The 17,592-nt window shown below is 37.5% G+C and carries 15 protein-coding genes and 1 pseudogene; 6 read left to right on the top strand and 10 right to left on the bottom strand.

Features of this window, described 5'->3' with window-relative positions; all coding sequences use genetic code 11:
- Window positions 1–297 precede the first annotated feature (297 nt).
- From cysS to pssA, 5 genes are all read left to right on the top strand, one after another.
- Entirely contained in the window at window positions 298–1,806 is a 1,509-nt protein-coding gene (cysS, locus tag ACFIM8_RS01695) for a cysteine--tRNA ligase (RefSeq protein ID WP_375606472.1), read from the top strand.
- A gap of 40 nt (window positions 1,807–1,846) precedes the next feature.
- Window positions 1,847–2,518, top strand: coding sequence for a DUF421 domain-containing protein (locus ACFIM8_RS01690; protein WP_375609162.1), 672 nt, complete (start codon window positions 1,847–1,849; stop codon window positions 2,516–2,518).
- A gap of 116 nt (window positions 2,519–2,634) precedes the next feature.
- Window positions 2,635–4,518, top strand: coding sequence for an ABCB family ABC transporter ATP-binding protein/permease (locus ACFIM8_RS01685; protein WP_375614395.1), 1,884 nt, complete (start codon window positions 2,635–2,637; stop codon window positions 4,516–4,518).
- A 117-nt stretch (window positions 4,519–4,635) separates the two neighbouring features.
- On the top strand, window positions 4,636–5,334 hold the full coding sequence (locus tag ACFIM8_RS01680) for a phosphatidylserine decarboxylase (RefSeq protein ID WP_375610157.1): 699 nt from the start codon (window positions 4,636–4,638) through the stop codon (window positions 5,332–5,334).
- Window positions 5,335–5,342: 8 nt separating this feature from the next.
- Entirely contained in the window at window positions 5,343–6,182 is an 840-nt protein-coding gene (pssA, locus tag ACFIM8_RS01675) for a CDP-diacylglycerol--serine O-phosphatidyltransferase (RefSeq protein ID WP_375610158.1), read from the top strand.
- A 70-nt stretch (window positions 6,183–6,252) separates the two neighbouring features.
- On the opposite strand, the gene ACFIM8_RS01670 is transcribed toward pssA, so the two are convergent.
- The 10 genes and pseudogenes from ACFIM8_RS01670 to rpsF form a co-directional block, all read right to left on the bottom strand.
- Window positions 6,253–7,002 carry an SDR family NAD(P)-dependent oxidoreductase gene (locus tag ACFIM8_RS01670; protein ID WP_375606470.1) on the bottom strand — a complete coding sequence of 250 codons (750 nt, stop codon included), beginning with the start codon at window positions 7,000–7,002 and terminating at the stop codon, window positions 6,253–6,255.
- Between the two features lie 2 nt (window positions 7,003–7,004).
- Window positions 7,005–8,498 (bottom strand): amidophosphoribosyltransferase, encoded by a 1,494-nt coding sequence (gene purF, locus ACFIM8_RS01665; protein ID WP_375610159.1) that lies wholly within the window; start codon window positions 8,496–8,498, stop codon window positions 7,005–7,007.
- Between the two features lie 82 nt (window positions 8,499–8,580).
- Entirely contained in the window at window positions 8,581–9,156 is a 576-nt protein-coding gene (locus ACFIM8_RS01660) for a CvpA family protein (RefSeq protein ID WP_375614394.1), read from the bottom strand.
- A gap of 142 nt (window positions 9,157–9,298) precedes the next feature.
- On the bottom strand, window positions 9,299–10,675 hold the full coding sequence (radA, locus tag ACFIM8_RS01655) for a DNA repair protein RadA (protein WP_375607710.1): 1,377 nt from the start codon (window positions 10,673–10,675) through the stop codon (window positions 9,299–9,301).
- A 6-nt stretch (window positions 10,676–10,681) separates the two neighbouring features.
- Window positions 10,682–11,689: pseudogene (locus ACFIM8_RS01650) on the bottom strand (DnaB-like helicase C-terminal domain-containing protein); the annotation flags it as partial.
- A 520-nt stretch (window positions 11,690–12,209) separates the two neighbouring features.
- On the bottom strand, window positions 12,210–13,700 hold the full coding sequence (locus ACFIM8_RS01645; RefSeq protein ID WP_375610161.1) for a replicative DNA helicase: 1,491 nt from the start codon (window positions 13,698–13,700) through the stop codon (window positions 12,210–12,212).
- A gap of 497 nt (window positions 13,701–14,197) precedes the next feature.
- The gene (gene rplI, locus ACFIM8_RS01640) at window positions 14,198–14,794 is read right to left on the bottom strand and encodes a 50S ribosomal protein L9 (RefSeq protein ID WP_273791080.1); all 597 of its coding nucleotides are present in this window, start codon (window positions 14,792–14,794) and stop codon (window positions 14,198–14,200) included.
- A gap of 25 nt (window positions 14,795–14,819) precedes the next feature.
- Window positions 14,820–15,800, bottom strand: a complete 981-nt coding sequence (locus ACFIM8_RS01635; protein ID WP_375614393.1) for a hypothetical protein — start codon at window positions 15,798–15,800, stop codon at window positions 14,820–14,822.
- A 149-nt stretch (window positions 15,801–15,949) separates the two neighbouring features.
- The gene (rpsR, locus tag ACFIM8_RS01630; RefSeq protein WP_375606469.1) at window positions 15,950–16,198 is read right to left on the bottom strand and encodes a 30S ribosomal protein S18; all 249 of its coding nucleotides are present in this window, start codon (window positions 16,196–16,198) and stop codon (window positions 15,950–15,952) included.
- Complete coding sequence (rpsF, locus tag ACFIM8_RS01625; protein ID WP_375606290.1) at window positions 16,198–16,605, bottom strand: 30S ribosomal protein S6; 408 nt, start codon at window positions 16,603–16,605, stop codon at window positions 16,198–16,200. The genes rpsR and rpsF overlap by 1 nt, the downstream gene beginning before the upstream one ends.
- A gap of 346 nt (window positions 16,606–16,951) precedes the next feature.
- On the opposite strand from rpsF, the gene ACFIM8_RS01620 reads away from it, so the two are divergent.
- The gene (locus ACFIM8_RS01620) at window positions 16,952–17,539 is read left to right on the top strand and encodes an undecaprenyl-diphosphatase (RefSeq protein WP_375614392.1); all 588 of its coding nucleotides are present in this window, start codon (window positions 16,952–16,954) and stop codon (window positions 17,537–17,539) included.
- The last annotated feature ends 53 nt before the right edge of the window (window positions 17,540–17,592 follow it).

The following is a 17,592-nucleotide window of genomic DNA, read 5'->3' as shown; positions in this document are numbered from 1 at the left end:
GATTTGCTTCGTGCAATCTATTTTTCACATAAATTTATAGTGTAACGCCTATAGAATTTTTTAAAGCTCGTTTTCTTCAAGGAGAGAAAAAATCTCTATCTACAGAATGTTTTTGTCTAATCAAATAAAATAGATTGTTTTTACGATCAATGATGGATACAGCCGTGAATACAATGGGAAAATGATAAGAAAAATTTACTATAAGATAAAAGTTCTAGCCTAAACCGCATAATGCGATAATTTGAGGTAAGATACATTCAAAAAGAGCGGTGCGTGATATCGTTCATGGAGCCAATGATGAAAGAGTTGCGATTTTATAATACGCTAACACGTAAAAAAGAAAATTTTACACCAATAGATGCGACAAGAGTACGTCTTTATGTTTGTGGACCGACAGTTTATGATTATGCACATATAGGAAATGCACGCCCTGTCATTGTTTTTGATATTTTATTTCGTTTATTGCGTCATGTTTATGGCAATGAGCATGTTCTATATGCACGTAATATTACAGATGTTGATGATAAAATTAATGCACGAGCAGCTTGCGAATATCCAAACTTGTCACTGAATGACGCTATTCGTCAATTAACAGAACGTACATATTCTCAGTTTCAACAAGATACAATAGCACTTGGTTGTCTATTGCCAACCAGTCAGCCGCGCGCAACCGAGCATTTAGAGGAGATGCGCTCTTTAATTGAAAGGTTGCTTGAAAAGGGGCACGCTTATGAAGCGGAAAATCATATATTATTTTCTGTAAGTAGTATAAAAAATCCTCCCCATTATGGGGCATTTGCAAATCGTTCTTTAGATGAAATGAGGGCGGGGGCACGTATTGATGTTGCTGCTTATAAAAGGGAAGAGATGGATTTTGTTTTATGGAAGCCTTCTGAGGAAGGAGAACCAGGTTGGAAATCACCGGGCGGAATTTCTGTTTTAGGTCGTCCAGGTTGGCATATTGAATGTTCTGCAATGTCAATGGCAAAGTTATTAGCGCCCTATGGTGGTGGTTTAACTTGTGATGATCCGACCGCCAATATTTTTGATATCCATGGTGGTGGACTTGATTTAATTTTTCCTCATCATGAAAATGAGATTGCACAAAGTTGTTCAGCTTTTGGGACGGAGCGAATGGCTAATTTTTGGATGCATAACGGCTTTTTACAAGTTGAAGGTAAAAAGATGTCGAAAAGCTTTGGCAATTTCATAACTATTCGTTCTGTTTTAGAGAATAATTTTTTGGAGTTTAATGGTATTTTATCCGATGAAATGAAGCAAAATTGGGCTGGTTTGTCTGCGCGTTTTTCGATGTTGCAAACACATTATCGTGAACCATTAAATTGGACAGCACAGCGTTTAATACAATCGAGCAGCGAACTGTATCGTTGGTATGAATTGCTTCGCAGCAAAAAGAGTGAGATGAAAAACAATGAAGTAGTTGATGATACTTTGATAGATGCACTTAGTGATGATCTTAATACTCCAAAAGCACTGACTCTTTTGCGAAAATTTTATAAAGAAGGAGATGCTTTGGCTCTTGTTAATGGGATGAATTTATTAGGACTGTTACGAAAAGAATGGATTAAAGAAATAGACTGCCCATTATTTACAAGAAAAACTTTTCTTGATTCAAAATTTATTGATCAGCGCATTGCCGAAAGACTACAGCTTATCCATAATAAAGAGTGGGAAGCTGCGGATATAATTCGTGATGAGCTTGCAGCTGAGGGGGTTCTTTTAAAAGATAGTAAGGATCCGCAGAGTGGTAAGCGCATAACCGTGTGGGAAATAAAGCGACACTAATGTCTCTATTCCAGCAGCTCTCATGAAAAAGGAGAATATGATGGAATTTTTATATCATTATGGGTATGTCGCACTAAAATTAGTTGTAGGCCTTATCGCTTTCCTCTTGATTTTAAGAACCACAGGTCGTGGTAGTCTTAGTCAAATGACGCCAGTTGATTTGGTAAGTAATTTTGTGATGGGAAGTATCATTGGAGGCGTTATTTATAGTCCGGATGTTAGCAGTATTCAATTATTGATCGTCTTATTTATTTGGCAGACTTTGGTCACCACTCTTAATTTTCTGATGCGCTATTCAGTTTTTTTTCGTCGTCTCATTGCAGGACGTCATATTGCATTGGTTTTAGACGGAGTATTTCAAGTGGATAAGATTAAAAACTTAGGTATCAGTGTGAATGATCTGATTACAATGTTGCGTATTAAAGGCTGTAGTTTACACGAAGCTGCTTTCGTTCGTTTAGAAACCAATGGCGATTGTTCTGTTATTAAAAAGGAAGAAGGAAAGAAGTCTATCATTTTAATACAAAATGGCGAAATTCTTGATAAGGGGCTGAAAGAGATTGGTAAAACAAAAAAGTGGCTTCATGCAGAACTGAAAAAAAAGCATGTAAAAGTTGAAAGTTTATTTGCAGCAGAGTGGTATGAGAATACAGACCCAAATAATAAATTATATAGTGGATTATTTCTTGTTCCTCTTTCAAAAACAGTCTAACTTCAAAAAACGAGTAGGTATAGCTTATTGGAAGCATAATGAAGAGATGAACCTATAAACAACCACAGGGGGGTGTTTTGCCTTTTTCGTGTGGATGATAGAGAAGTAAGGGCTTTATGAAACGTAATGAAATAACAAAAACTGTATCATCAGATACGGGGAAAACTCTGCGCACACTTTACAATTTATGGCCTTATATGTGGCCAGTAGATCGGCGTGATCTAAAAATGCGTGTGCTATGGGCAATATTTTATCTTGTTTTGGCCAAGTTCGTTCTCATATCTGTACCGTATTTCTTTAAATATTCTACGAATGTGCTTGATGCCAGCTTTCAGTTACCTGAATGGTTTCCATCCAATTGGATTATTCCCATTATGCTCGTTTTGGCGTACAATGTTGCACGTATTATGCAGGCTGGATTAAATCAATTACGCGATTCTCTTTTTGCCACTGTTGGTCAATATGCTGTTCGTCAATTAGCTTATAAAACCTTTGTACATATTCATGAATTATCTTTGCGATTTCATTTGGAACGCCGAACTGGTGGGCTTTCTCGCGTGATTGAGCGTGGTACAAAAGGAATTGAAGCTATCGTAAGATTTTCAATTCTCAATACAATACCGACAGTTTTAGAATTTATATTAACAGCACTTGTATTTTACATAAGTTATGGGTGGTATTATCTTCTCATCGTTGTTGTAACGGTTGGGTTATATACCTTGTTTACCATTAAGGCGAGTGATTGGCGCATTCGTATTCGGCAACAAATGAATACAGCGGATACTGAGGCGAATACGCGCGCTGTTGATTCTCTCTTGAATTTTGAAACGGTCAAGTATTTTAGCAATGAAACTCTAGAAGCTGATCGTTTCAATGCTTCTATGGTATGTTATGAAAAAGCCGCAACAAAGATTTGGACATCATTAAGCTGGCTTAATTTTGGTCAGGCTCTTATCTTTGGTATTGGAATGACGATCATAATGCTGATGTCAGCTTATGAAGTTTATTATAAGACACAAACTTTAGGAGACTTTGTTTTTATTAATGCACTTTTAATGCAACTTTCTATTCCACTGAATTTTATTGGTTCAATTTATCGTGATGTTCGGCAAGGTTTAACGGATATTGAAGCGATGTTTGATCTTTTAGATGTTCAACAGGAGATTGTTGATAAATCGGACGCCAAACCGTTAGAGATAAGCGATGGAACCATTCGTTTTCATCAGGTAAAGTTTTCCTATGATTCGACGCGTCAGATTCTTCGAGATATTGATTTTGAAGTCTCTGGAGGAAAAACAGTCGCTATTGTTGGTCCATCGGGTGCAGGGAAATCAACTATTTCTCGGTTGCTTTTTCGGTTTTATGATGTTGATTCGGGTTCTATTACAATTGACGGGCAGGATATTCGTGATGTAACACAAAAAAGTTTGCGCGAAGCGATAGGCATGGTACCACAAGATACGGTGTTATTTAATGATACAATTGCCTATAATATTTGCTATGGGCGTCCAAGTGCTACAGATGAAGAGATGCGCAAAGCTGCTGAAATGGCACAGATCTCAAAATTTATTGAGATATTACCAGAAGGTTTTCAATCTATGGTAGGAGAGCGTGGTCTCAAATTATCAGGTGGTGAAAAACAACGTGTGGCTATTGCACGGACACTCTTAAAAGCCCCCCCACTTCTTATTCTAGATGAAGCAACAGCGGCTCTTGATACGGCGACAGAACAGGAAATTCAACAAGCATTGGATATTGTAAGCCGTGGACGTACAACATTGATTATTGCTCACCGTCTTTCTACGGTTATCAATGCTGATGAAATTTTGGTTCTTAAAAGTGGTCGTATTATTGAAAATGGGACACATACAGAGCTTTTACGCAAGAAAGGTCTCTATGCTTCAATGTGGAATAAGCAGCTTGAAGCATCGCAAGCTGAAGAAAAATTACGTAAAATGCGTGAAGAAGATGAGACGAGTGTTGTTAATCGTAAAAAATAAATAGAGCAAAATGTAATCTATATCTTTATATGGAGTGATTGATTAAATACATAAAAAGACACAAGAGGAACAAAAAGCTTTGTTGCTTGTTTAAGTTTACGATGAATAGGAAATTATATGAGTATTCTGCAATCTTTCCATAATAGCTTTGTACCGGTTCATAAAGAAGGTTATCCTTTTATTGTAGCGTTTTTTGTTATTTCGCTCATTCTTGGTTGGATATGGAGTCCGTTTTTTTGGTTTGGTCTCGTTCTCACGGTGTGGTGTATATACTTTTTCCGTGATCCAGATCGTGTGATCCCTTTGAATTCAAATTGGGTGATGTCGCCTGCTGATGGGCGTATTTCATGTGTGGAATCATGTGTTCCACCTGAAGAATTAGGTTTAGGGAAAGATGAAATGATCCGTATTTCTATTTTTATGGATGTTTTTTCATGCCATATTAATCGTATTCCTATCAGTGGTACAGTAGAGTCTATCGTTTATCATCCAGGTCGATTTACCAATGCTGACTTTGATAAAGCTAGTCAGTTTAATGAGCGTAATGGGGTGGTAATTGATAGCAAACATGGTAAAATTGGTGTCGTACAAATAGCGGGAATGGTTGCGCGCCGGATTGTTTGCTGGTCAAAAGAAAACGATGCCGTTATGACTGGTGAGCGATTTGGATTGATTCGTTTTGGTTCTCGCCTTGATACTTATATACCGACTGAAATGAAATTACGTGTTGCAGTTGGACAGACAGCAATTGCTGGAGAAACGGTTTTGGGTTCTTTTGATGATAAGAGTGCCACAACGGACTTCAGATACGATTAGGACTCACAATGAAAAATTTTTCGCCATTTTCTTCATTCAATCCTGAGGGGCAGCATGATGATGTTGCAAATCGGCGGCGTTCACCTACATCAATGCGGTATGTCATTCCTAATATCATTACTATTTTAGCAATTTGTGCAGGGATGAGCAGCATTCGTTTGGCTTTTGAACATCGCTATGAAGCTGCTATTTTAATGGTGCTTCTGGCCGCAGTTTTAGATGGTGCTGATGGTCGCATTGCCCGTTTAATAGATGGTAGTTCATCTTTTGGGGCACAGATGGATTCTCTTGCTGATGTTATAAATTTTGGTGTTACCCCTGCACTCATTGTTTATTCTTTTATCTTGAATCAAGCGAATCATATTGGGTGGGTTGCTGCCCTTGTTTATTGTGTTGCTTGTTGTTTGCGATTAGCACGTTTTAATGTGATGTTAGATAATCCCAATATACCTAAGTGGCAGAAAAGTTATTTTGTTGGTGTTCCAGCACCAGCAGGAGCATTATTGCTTTTATTGCCTACTTATTTAGGCACTCTTGGTTTGGTTCCCAATTGGGGGTGGGCATTATTTTTTAGTCTTTATACTGTAATTATTGCTTTTCTTTTGATTAGTCGTTTACCAGTATGGAATGCAAAAACAATTGATCAAAATTTAAGGCGCGATATCGTTATACCGTGCATGTTGGTCATTGTTATTTATGTCGGTTTTCTTGCGACTTACACATGGAAAACTTTATTGATTACAGCGGTTAGCTATATGATTTTTCTCCCCTGTAGTTTTATCGCTTATAATAAACGTGCTACTTTAGAAGAGAAAAAGACTGATGCTAAAGCTATCCAAGAATCATAAAGTGTCTCATTCTTCTGTTGAGAAGCACAGGAAAAAGAGAGAGTCAAAAGATTTACTTCTCATATGATGATCAATCAGGTATATGATAATCTACAAACCGATTTTTACGGACATTAAAGAGTTTTCCAGTTTCTTTTAAATCAGGTGATAACAAATGGATTATCTTTTTTGCAATCTCTTGTGGTGAAGGGAGAGTTTGTGGATCTTCACCGGGCATAGCTTCAGCGCGCATGGCAGTGCGTGTGGCACCAGGGTTGACACAATTAATCTTAATAGGGGTTTGTTTGAGTTCTTCTGCCCAACAGCGGGCAATCACCTCTAAAGCCGCTTTAGAGGCTGCATAAGCTCCCCAGAAAGGGCGCGCAGCATGCGCAACGGTTGAGGATAACAGGATGGCTCGTCCAGCGTCAGATTCACGTAATAAAGGCTCAACGGCTTTCATTAAGCGCCATTGGCTGAAAAGATTTATTTGAAAAACATCTTCAAATACTGTGTTTTCAATATGTGCTATTGGTGAGAGTGTTCCAAGAATTCCTGCGTTTGCGACGATAATATCAAGTTTTTTCCAGCGTTTGGCAATTGAGATAGCAAGGGTATCGATGTTTTCCATATGATGCAAGTCAAGGGGAACAAGGGTTGCATGAGCCCCTTTTTTTCGGATTTGATTGTCCAATTCAGTAAGTCCACTGACTGTTCGTGCAAGAGCAATAATATGAGCGCCGCGTGCAGCAAGCTCGAGTGCCAAATAATAGCCAATCCCTCTTGATGCGCCAGTAACAAGTGCAACACGCCTATGGAGACTAAAGTCACGTTTTGTCATCATTAATCTCTTGTTTTTAGAACAGATGATTGATGAATTTTGGAGAGATTTTCTTGATCAACCAGATGCGTAGGATAATATCCAGTAAAATAATGGTCAGTAAATTGTGGATCGGCGTTATTCCGTTTTTCCCCTGCTACAGCAAGATATAATCCATCCGTTGAAAGAAATTCTAATGAATCCGCTCCAATAAAATCACACATAGATTTTAAATCTGGATATTGATTTGCTAAAAGGTTTTCAGCTTTAGGTGTATCAATACCATAAAAGTCAGGATAAAAAATCATAGGGCTAGAAATGCGCATATGAACTTCTTTTGCTCCTGCATCGCGAAGCATTCGTACAATTTTAAGGGATGTTGTTCCACGGACAATAGAGTCATCAACCAGAATAACACGTTTTCCTTCAATCACAGGACGGTTTGCCGAATGTTTTAACTTGACGCCAAAAGCGCGAATTTGTTGTGTTGGTTCGATAAAAGTGCGGCCAACATAGTGATTACGAATAATACCAAGCTCGAAGGGAATTCCAATTTCTTGTGCATAGCCAATTGCGGCAGGCGTTCCTCCATCAGGAACAGGAACCACAACATCACCCTCACAAGGGGCTTCCTGTGCTAAACGGATTCCCATATTTTTGCGTGTTGTATAAACACTACGTCCTCCAACGATTGAGTCTGGACGGGCAAAATAAACATATTCAAACAAGCAAAGTTTTTCTGGTTTTGTATTTTCTGGTTTTATAATTTTTTTCGTAATTTCCCCATTTTTTTGTATTTCACATATGATGATTTCTCCATTTTTAACATCACGGACATATTTTGCTCCAATAATATCAAGAGCACAAGTTTCAGAACAAAAGATAGGCTTACCATCAAGTTCCCCCATCACGAGAGGTCTAATTCCTGTTGGATCGCGTGCCGCAATAAGCTTTGTACGTGTGAGCGCTAACATAGCATACCCACCTTCTACTTGCCGAATCGCATCAACAAAACGATCAGAGGACGATTCATAACGTGAGCGGGCGATAAGATGGAGAAAAACTTCTGAATCTGACGTTGATTGACAGATAGCACCAGAAGCGATGAGTTCACGGCGTAATGTGAGACCATTGGTAAGATTACCATTATGCGCAATAGCAATACCTCCAACTTTCAATTCAGCAAAAAGGGGTTGAACATTGCGTAATGCCACTTCTCCAGTTGTTGAATAACGGGTATGTCCAATAGCACGATTTCCTGGTAAGCGGGCAAGTGTTGCAGGGTTTGTATAGTGATCGCCAACAAGACCTAAATGCTTTTCTTGATGAAATATTTTATTATGGTAAGAAACAATCCCAGCTGCTTCTTGCCCACGATGCTGAAGTGCGTGGAGTCCAAGAGCTGTTAATGTTGCGGCATCTTCATGCCCAAGAATACCAAAAACTCCACATTCTTCATGAAGGGTATCATCATCTAATGAAAATTCTTGACAGAAAACATCGCTTTTTATCATCATATTCTTTCAGTTGTGATATGGAGGAATCATTAATATCACATTTTACATCATTTAGTTTTCTTTCCTCATGAAAAACTATTCTCTATTTTTTGAAAATTATCTTTTCATTAGAGTGTTGCTCATACGTATGTTTATTGCTGTCTTTAAACAAATTTTCCGTCTTTTCGAGAACAGATCCAATATCTTTGGGGAGTATTTCCCAAACTTTTTGTCCCAATGAATCTAAAATAGGTCTTGTTTTTGCATTTTTTAACCAATTCGCTTGAAGCTCGGGTTTAATCAGTGCATTAATCAGCAACATACCGATGACCATGATAAGTAAACCACGAATTGCTCCAAAAATAAAACCAATAGCACGGTCAAGAATACCAATTCGACTATCAATAATAAAATCAGAGATCTTCATTGTAATAATTGAAGTAATAATGAGAACAATAATAAAAATTGTGACCAATGTTGTGATCAATGCAATCATTTTATTAGAGAGATATTGTTCAAAGAAAGGTAAGACAGGTTTGAATAAAAACAGTGTCGTAACAGCTGCAACTGCCCAAGAAATCAACGATAACACTTCACGTGAAAATCCTCGAAGCATAGCAAGAAAAGCGGACAACAGGATGATTACTACGACAATTCCATCAAGGATTGTTATGATCATTTGTTTGTTCCTTATACATAAAGTTGTGTTCTTTTAAGTCTGTGTGCAAATATATTTTTTGTTATGCCATTTTTTGTTCTTATAGCAAGGATCTTTTGTATTTTATAGAGTTTTTTCTATATTATCATATCTGTGGTACAGATCATTTTTTACTTACAGTAAGAGTAGCAACGAGTTCGGGAAGGTCGGAGAAAGTTTTTTGTTGAAAGTTGAGCGAATTCATCATTTCGGTTGTTGTTGTGGGGTGAAAGGCTCCCTGAAAGCCGAGTTTTTTTGCTTCATTGATGCGTTGTGCTGAATGTGCAACAGCGCGGGTAGCTCCTGAAAGACTGACTTCACCAAAATATACATAATTTGTTGGCAAAGGAATATTGGCAAGAGAGGATACCAAAGCAGCGGCTACAGCTAAATCAGCAGCGGGTTCTGATATGCGATATCCACCTGCCACGTTCAGATAGACATCATGCTGTCCAAAACGAATGCCACAATGGGCTTCTAAAACGGCAAGAATCATAGAAAGACGATTTCCATCCCATCCGACAACTGCACGTCTTGGTGTCCCAAGGGAAGAAGGAGCAACAAGCGCTTGAATTTCTACTAATATTGGGCGTGTTCCTTCCATCCCGGCGAAAACAGCAGCGCCTGGTGCTTTTTCATTACGTTCTCCTAAGAACAATTCGGATGGATTTATTACTTCGCGTAATCCTTTATCAGACATTTCAAAGACACCAATTTCATCTGTTGGCCCGAAGCGATTTTTTACAGTTCTAAGAATGCGATAATGATGTCCACCTTCACCCTCAAAATAGAGAACGCCATCAACCATATGTTCAACGACTCTAGGACCAGCAATTTGCCCATCTTTTGTAACATGACCAACAAGAACAACAGCAGCTCCTGTTTTCTTGGCAAAGCGGATCATTGCTTGAGCGCCAATACGTACTTGTGTGACAGTGCCAGGTGCTGAATCTGCTGTATCTGACCATAGAGTTTGAATCGAATCGATAATCACCATATCAAGGTTTTTATGTTCGCTTAAGGTTGCCAGAATATCTTCTACATTGGTTTCAGCGGCAAGTTTTACTTCTGTATTGTTCGCTCCAAGCCTCTGTGCACGCAGACAAATTTGCGCAATAGCCTCTTCACCTGAGACATAGATGACATGATGTCCTTTGCGGGATAAAGCAGCAGCTGTTTGTGTCAGCAATGTTGATTTTCCAATACCAGGATCACCACCAACAAGAAGTGCTGATCCACGGACAAAGCCCCCACCGGTAACACGATCAAGTTCCGCAATACCAGAATGAATACGTGGAGCATCTTGGATATCTCCAGAAAGAGATGTAAGGGCAACGATGCGTCCTTTACGCGTATTCTGCTTAGGACCACTTCCTATGCCGCCATTTATATTTTCTTCAACAAGAGAATTCCATTCTCCACAGGCGCTACATTTCCCTGCCCAACGAGAATGGATGGTTCCGCAATTTTGACAGATAAATTGAATACGGTTGCGTGCCATGGTGGTTTAGCCAATTTGCTCTGGAAGATAATTGCTATCAGCCAAATCACTAAAGCGTGTGAAGTCAGATTGAAAGGCAAGGGGAACGATTCCTGTCGGCCCATGGCGATGTTTTGCAATAATAACATCAGCTTTTCCAAAAGCTTTGTCCATTATTTCTAGCCATTTCATATGTTCAAGGCTACCGAACTTTGGTTCTTCATTTTTGAGGTAATATTCTTCACGATAGACAAATAAAACGATGTCGGCATCTTGCTCAATAGAACCAAATCCACCTAAATCTAAAAGTTTTGGGCGTTTATCTGTTCTGTTTTCAACTTGATGTGAAAGTTGTGAAAGAGCAATAATAGGGATATTTAATTCTTTAGCTAAGGCTTTTAATTCTGCAGTGATTTCTTGAATACGATATTCAGATGTGTATTTTAAATCACTTGTCATGAGTTGGATATAATCAATAATTAAGACATCCAAACCATGTTTTTGCTTGAGACGCCGAGCACGGGCAGCCAGTTGTGAAACTGATATTCCTCCAGTTTGATCAATATAAAGGGGTGCCTTTTGGAGCTGATTTACCGTACGAATAATTTTTGAAAATTGTTCATCTGAAATATGACCACGTCGAATATCAGAAGAAGAGACTTCCGTTTGTTCAGAAATAATACGTGTTGCAAGCTGCTCTGAGGACATTTCAAGTGAGAAGAATCCTACAACGCTGCCTTCATTTTCTTGGATATTACCATTATGATTATAAGCATTGGCAATATTAAAGGCAATATTGGTAGCAAGTGAAGTTTTACCCATACCAGGGCGCCCTGCAAGGATAATTAAATCGGATGGTTGTAATCCTCCTATTTTTTCATCAAGTGTTTGAATATGAGTCGCTATCCCTGATATTTGCGAAGAGCGCTTTTTTGTAGCACCTGCTATATCAATAACTCTTTTAATAGCTTCATCAAGACTGTCAAATCCACTATCGCAGTCTTCTTTTTTTTCTAGCATAATTACACATTTTTCTTTTGTTATATATCAGTTTTTATACAATTTTATATCAAGAATATTTTGCATGTTATAGAATTTTCTCTGTGCTGTAGTATTTAAAACACTGCTTGTTTTTTATATTGCGGTAATTAGGGTAATTTTTCAGATAGATTAGAAAATATTTTTGTTAAAAGGTTAGAGATTGTCCTATAAAGAGGAAATTTTCTGATATTTTACATAATAGCCAGTCTTGCACAACATCAGCAATTATTTTTGAATTTAAAAACAAGAAAATGAGTGTCTTGTGAGAAGGAGTTTTTTTAAAGAAGGAACAATATAGAAAGATTTAGATTAGCTATAGATTTTGGATATATGTATCTTACTTGCAACGCTAAAAAGATGTATTATCTTCTCATATTATTAAGATTAATATTGTTCAAGAGCTTTTTAGATAGCAAATAATGACGGCCAAAATCATCCATTTTCCTGCCCAACGAGAATGGATGGTTCTGCAATTTTGACAGATAAATTGAATACGATTACGCGCCATGTCGATTTAACCAATTTGCTCTGGAAGGTAATTGCTATCGGCCAGATCACTAAAGCGTGTGAAATCAGATTGAAAGGCAAGGGGCACGATTCCTGTCGGCCCATGGCGCTGTTTTGCAATAATAACGTCAGCTTTTCCAAAAGCTTTATCCATTATTTCTTGCCATTTCGTATGTTCCAAGCTACCTAGTTTTGGTTCTTCATTTTTGAGATAATATTCTTCGCGATAGACAAACAGAACGATGTCGGCATCTTGCTCAATTGAACCAGATTCACGTAAATCTGAAAGCTGTGGGCGTTTATCTGTTCTATTTTCTACTTGACGTGAAAGTTGAGAGAGAGCGATAATAGGAATATTCAATTCTTTCGCTAATGCTTTTAATCCTGTGGTAATTTCTGTGATCTCTTGAACACGATTTTCTGATGAACGCTTTGAACTGCTTGTCATGAGTTGGATATAGTCAATAAACAAGATATCTAAACCATGTTGCCGCTTGAGACGCCGCGCACGAGCGGCTAATTGCGTAATTGATATTCCACCAGTTTGATCAATATAAAGGGGTGCCTTTTGTAGTTGGTTCACCGCACGAATAATTTTTGAAAATTGTTCATCTGAAATATTACCACGCCGAATATCAGAAGAAGAGACTTCTGTTTGTTCAGAAATAATACGGGTTGCAAGCTGTTCGGATGACATCTCAAGTGAGAAGAATCCCACAATGCCGCCTTCATTTTCTTGGATATTGGCATTACGATTATAAGCATTAGCAATATTAAAGGCAATATTGGTAGCCAGTGAGGTTTTACCCATACCAGGGCGGCCCGCAAGGATAATTAAGTCAGATGCTTGTAATCCTCCCATTTTTTCATCAAGTGTTTTAATATGGGTGGCTATCCCTGATAATTGTGAAGAGCGCTTTTTCGCAGCACTTGCCATATCGATAGCTTTTTTAATGGCCTCATTAAAATTTTCAAATCCACCTCCATATTTCCCTTTTTCTGCTAGCTCAAATAACTGATTTTCAACAGTTTCAATTTGTTGGGTAGGCGTGAGTTCTACAGGAGCATCAAAGGCTGTATTGACAACTTGAGTTCCAAGGTTAATCAAAGATCGTCGGATAAAGAGATCGTAAATGACGCGTCCATAATCTTCAGCGTTAATAATAGTGACTGCCTCTGTGGCTAAGCGAACAACATATTGGTATACAGTAATATCTCCAATTTTCTCTTCCATTTGGATATAGGGTTTGATTGTAACTGGATCTACACGTTTTCCTATTTTAATAAGGTGAGATAAAACATGATAAATTTTTTGATGCAATGGTTCAAAAAAATGTTCTGGTTTTAGAAAATCTGAAACGCGGTCAAGAGAATCATTGTTGATAAAGATGGCACCAAGCAATGCCTGTTCAGCTTCAATATTATGCGGAAGTTGCCGAAAAGAAGGAGAATCCTCTTTCTTTGAAGAGCTGACATTAACAACGTTAGTTTCTTCCATAATATTTTTCCACTAAAATTCTAAGTCTAGCTACTTTAGGTGATAAATTGAAAATCGTATAATTAAAAGAATAGAGCTACAAATCTTCATTTTAAGTTAAAATTATATAATTTTTTAAAACTCTCTTTCGTTCCTCATTTATCATTTGTGTATTATTTATATAATGTCTATCTATTTTATTTTATAATATGTGATTTTAAAGTGGAAGTTTTTCTACTCTAAATTTAAGTATTTTTAAGTTACTTAACCTTAAAATTCCAATATCTGTTTAAGTAGAATTATTTTTGTTTTATATGCTGGAAAACAAAAGACATTTCCTCTTAGTGATATTATCATTCTCGGCATGTAATTTTTAAATAGTATATTTCTAATTCTTTCATAAAAATTAGGTTCTTTATGTACGATAGCCATAAAATACTCACTTTTAAAGTGTGAGTATTTTATGAGCGATATTTAAAATGGAATAAAAAATATAAAACAGAAAGAAAAAATAGCAATTAAGCTTCTTGATGAGAACTGTTTATATCGTTGTCATTAATTTCTTCTGCCAATAATTCTTCCTGACTTTCTTCTAATAATTCTTCTTGAATATTATATATTTCTTTAGCCGAAGTGAGAGTTTCACCTTCTGCTTGGCGTTGTGCTTCACTGGTAGAACGCGCAACGTTAATAATCACAGAAATTTGAACTTCTGGATGTAAACTAAGAGTGATAGTGTGAAGACCGATCATTTTTATTGGATGATTAAGTTCGATTTGATTTCTTCCAATAGAAAAGCCTTCATCTGTTATGATTTCAGCAATATCACGTGTTGACACAGAACCATAAAGTTGTCCCGTTTCACCAGCAGAACGAACAACAATGAATGATTGTCCATCAAGTTTTTCAGCAATTTTTTGCGCTTCGCTTTTGCGTTCAAGATTACGTGCTTCAAGTTGTGCACGTTGTACCTCAAAATGTTTTTTATTAGCTTCATTTGCGCGTAAAGCTTTACCTTGAGGCAAGAGAAAATTACGCGCATAACCATCTTTAACTGAGACAATATCACCCATCTGACCAAGACGAGGAATGCGCTCAAGTAAAATAATATCCATAGTTTTTCCTTTCGAACAAATAAATTTAGTGGAGTTTTTTGCGTGATTGAAAATTGTATTGAATAGCAGCCCAAATTCCCATCAAAAGCATCATGAAAACAATAGGTGGAGTAAAAACGACTGTTAAAATAGCAATATAAACAAGAGAAAGTATAATAATCCGACCGTTTACCCCTTTTGTAATATTGTGAAGATATGCTAGACCGCTAATTAATATGATGACAGTGTATGCAGTACTAAAGACAAGTGTACTCAAGTTAAGAGAAGCGCTCAACTCAACCATCGATGCTATGCAAACAATAATAAAAATAATAATTCCAGAAATTGGAAGGCGGAGAGTTTGGCTCCAATCATCACGGGGTCTTTTCAGCCATTTCATATGTTGTGCTGCTATCATGGAAAAGTAAAGGTTACCAATGAGAAAAACCAAACTATAAATAGTCAAAGAAAAAGCAGTAAAAGTTGCTGTATGCGTCATTAAAAGCTCATTAAAAGCGCGTATATCGGCTTCCTTTATTGACTGTGTTTGTTGCAGAGTTTGTGCTATGTTTTCGGTGATTTTTTTTGCAACGATGGGTGTGGAAGGACGTGTTTGAACATAGAGCCCAATGAAAGTTGCTATAAGAGCGATAAAATTAGTTAAATGAAAAATAACCGATGATAATGGATACCACATCAGTTCGTTTTCTTTTTGCGCTGGTCGTGCAAGCCCAAGAAGCCAAGAAGCATAGACAGCAGGAAGGAAAAATAAGAACATAAAGCCAAAAGCAATATAGGTATTAGTGGTTATGATAAGAACAACAGTGGCACTTATGAGGGCGATGAGACTGGCTAATGTTCCTTGACCGAACGCAACAATAAAAATTGGCAATGAAAGAAAGCAGCCAAGAAGAAGAGAAAAAAAGGGCGCGATATTTGCAACACTGATGATTGCCATTCCTATCACAACAGCAAATAATCCTGCCAAAATACCGGTTAATATCTCATAAGTACGATTTTTTTTCATTTATTGCTGTCCTGCTTTCTGCAGTTAGAGGCGTGTCAATACCCCAACTTTGACATTTAATAGCTTAACATAGGATACAACAAGCTATTTTTTAACCATATAAGAAAAGCAACTGGATAAACTCTCCAGTTGCATAGCGTATTGATCGCTTACTTTATAACGTACGGAAGTAAGCCTAAAAAGCGAGCACGTTTGATAGCGTTAGCTAATTCACGCTGTCTTTTTTGACTAACAGCTGTAATCCGTGAAGGAACAATTTTTCCACGTTCAGAGATATAACGTTGTAACAATTTGATATCTTTATAATCAATTTTCGGTGCATTAACTCCTGAAAAAGGACATGTTTTGCGACGGCGATGAAAGGGGCGACGTGCAGAGTTTTGATTAGTATCAGTCATCATTCTACCCCTTCTATAGCATTTTCACGTTGACGACGCGGGGAACGAGAACGCTCCTCATCATGACCAATGTGGCTATTGCGATCAAGATGTGAGAGCATAGCAGATTTTTCTTTTTCATGTTTTTCTACACGAATGGTCATGTAACGCAAAACATCCTCATTGATGCGCATCTGACGCTCCATTTCAGCAATTGCTGTAGCTGGTGCATCAATATTGACCAATACATAATAAGCCTTACGGTTTTTTCGAATACGGTAAGCAAGAGGACGAAGTCCCCAATTTTCTACACGCCCAACTTTTCCACCCTGCGCTTCAATGACACCTTTGTAGAGACTCAAAAGTTCATCAACTTGTTGTGGTGCAATGTCTTGTCGAGCAAGGAACATATGTTCATAAAGAGCCATTGTTTTGCCTTTCTTCAATTAAATTCCACCGGTTTTAGCGCAAAGCCTCTGCGACTTGTCTTTTTTGGAAATCCAAAGAAGAAAGGACGCGTTTACAATTCGAGACATCTCAGAGCGGAGACACGGGAGGTCGGAAACATTGTATTTCCTACTGATTTCACAGCCCTCCGTTCAACCTCCAGCTAAAGTACCGGCAACGAACACTCCATATCTACAGGTTATCTTTAAAAATAGCAAGTTTACGCACATAAAAAAATTGATTTATTAAATCTTGATATATTTTCAATATATTTCCCTCTTCTACAAAGAGATAGTTCTGTAACACTATAAAAATAAGGAGAGAAAAATGGACTTTTTAAACCAGATTGATGTTTCACTCTTTGAAATGTTTGTCGGCAATCATCAATCTTGGTCGATTTTAGTTTTGTTTAGCATTTTTTGTGCAAAGTTTTTAATTTACATCATTCCTATTCATCTTTTTGCGTTGTGGTTTTGTGGTAGAGAAAGGGAACGATGTGTCGTGCTAAGCACTTGCATGAGCATTTGTACTTCTCTTTTCATAGGCTATCTCATTTCTCTTTTTTACTTTCATCCACGCCCATTCGTTGTAGGGCTGACAACACCCCTGATTCAACATCGTGCAACAGCTTCTTTTCCTAGTAATCATGCCTTGACCATTGCATCTTATACAGCTAACTTTTATTTTTACCGATACAAAGTGACTTTTAGATTTGCTGTGGTGTTTTTATTCTTAATCTGTTGGGCGCGCATCTTTGTGGGTGTACATTACCCTTTTGATATTTTAGCAGGTATAGTTTTAGGAAGTCTTATAAGTTTGAGTGTTATTCAGTTTATAGCACCATATTTTCCTAAGTTTTTATATCAAATTCCACCCTTAAAATATAATTTTAAGTGTGGTATTCGTTTTAAATAAAGGGCTTTATCTTGATTTGTGCGGATGAATAAGGTCAAAAGAAAATAATTTAA

It is taken from the genome of Bartonella sp. AC535YNZD, from assembly GCF_042196625.1.
Classification (GTDB): domain Bacteria; phylum Pseudomonadota; class Alphaproteobacteria; order Rhizobiales; family Rhizobiaceae; genus Bartonella.
The sequence above is the reverse complement of the archived record's forward strand: the minus strand, read 5'-3'. Positions and strand labels throughout refer to the sequence as shown.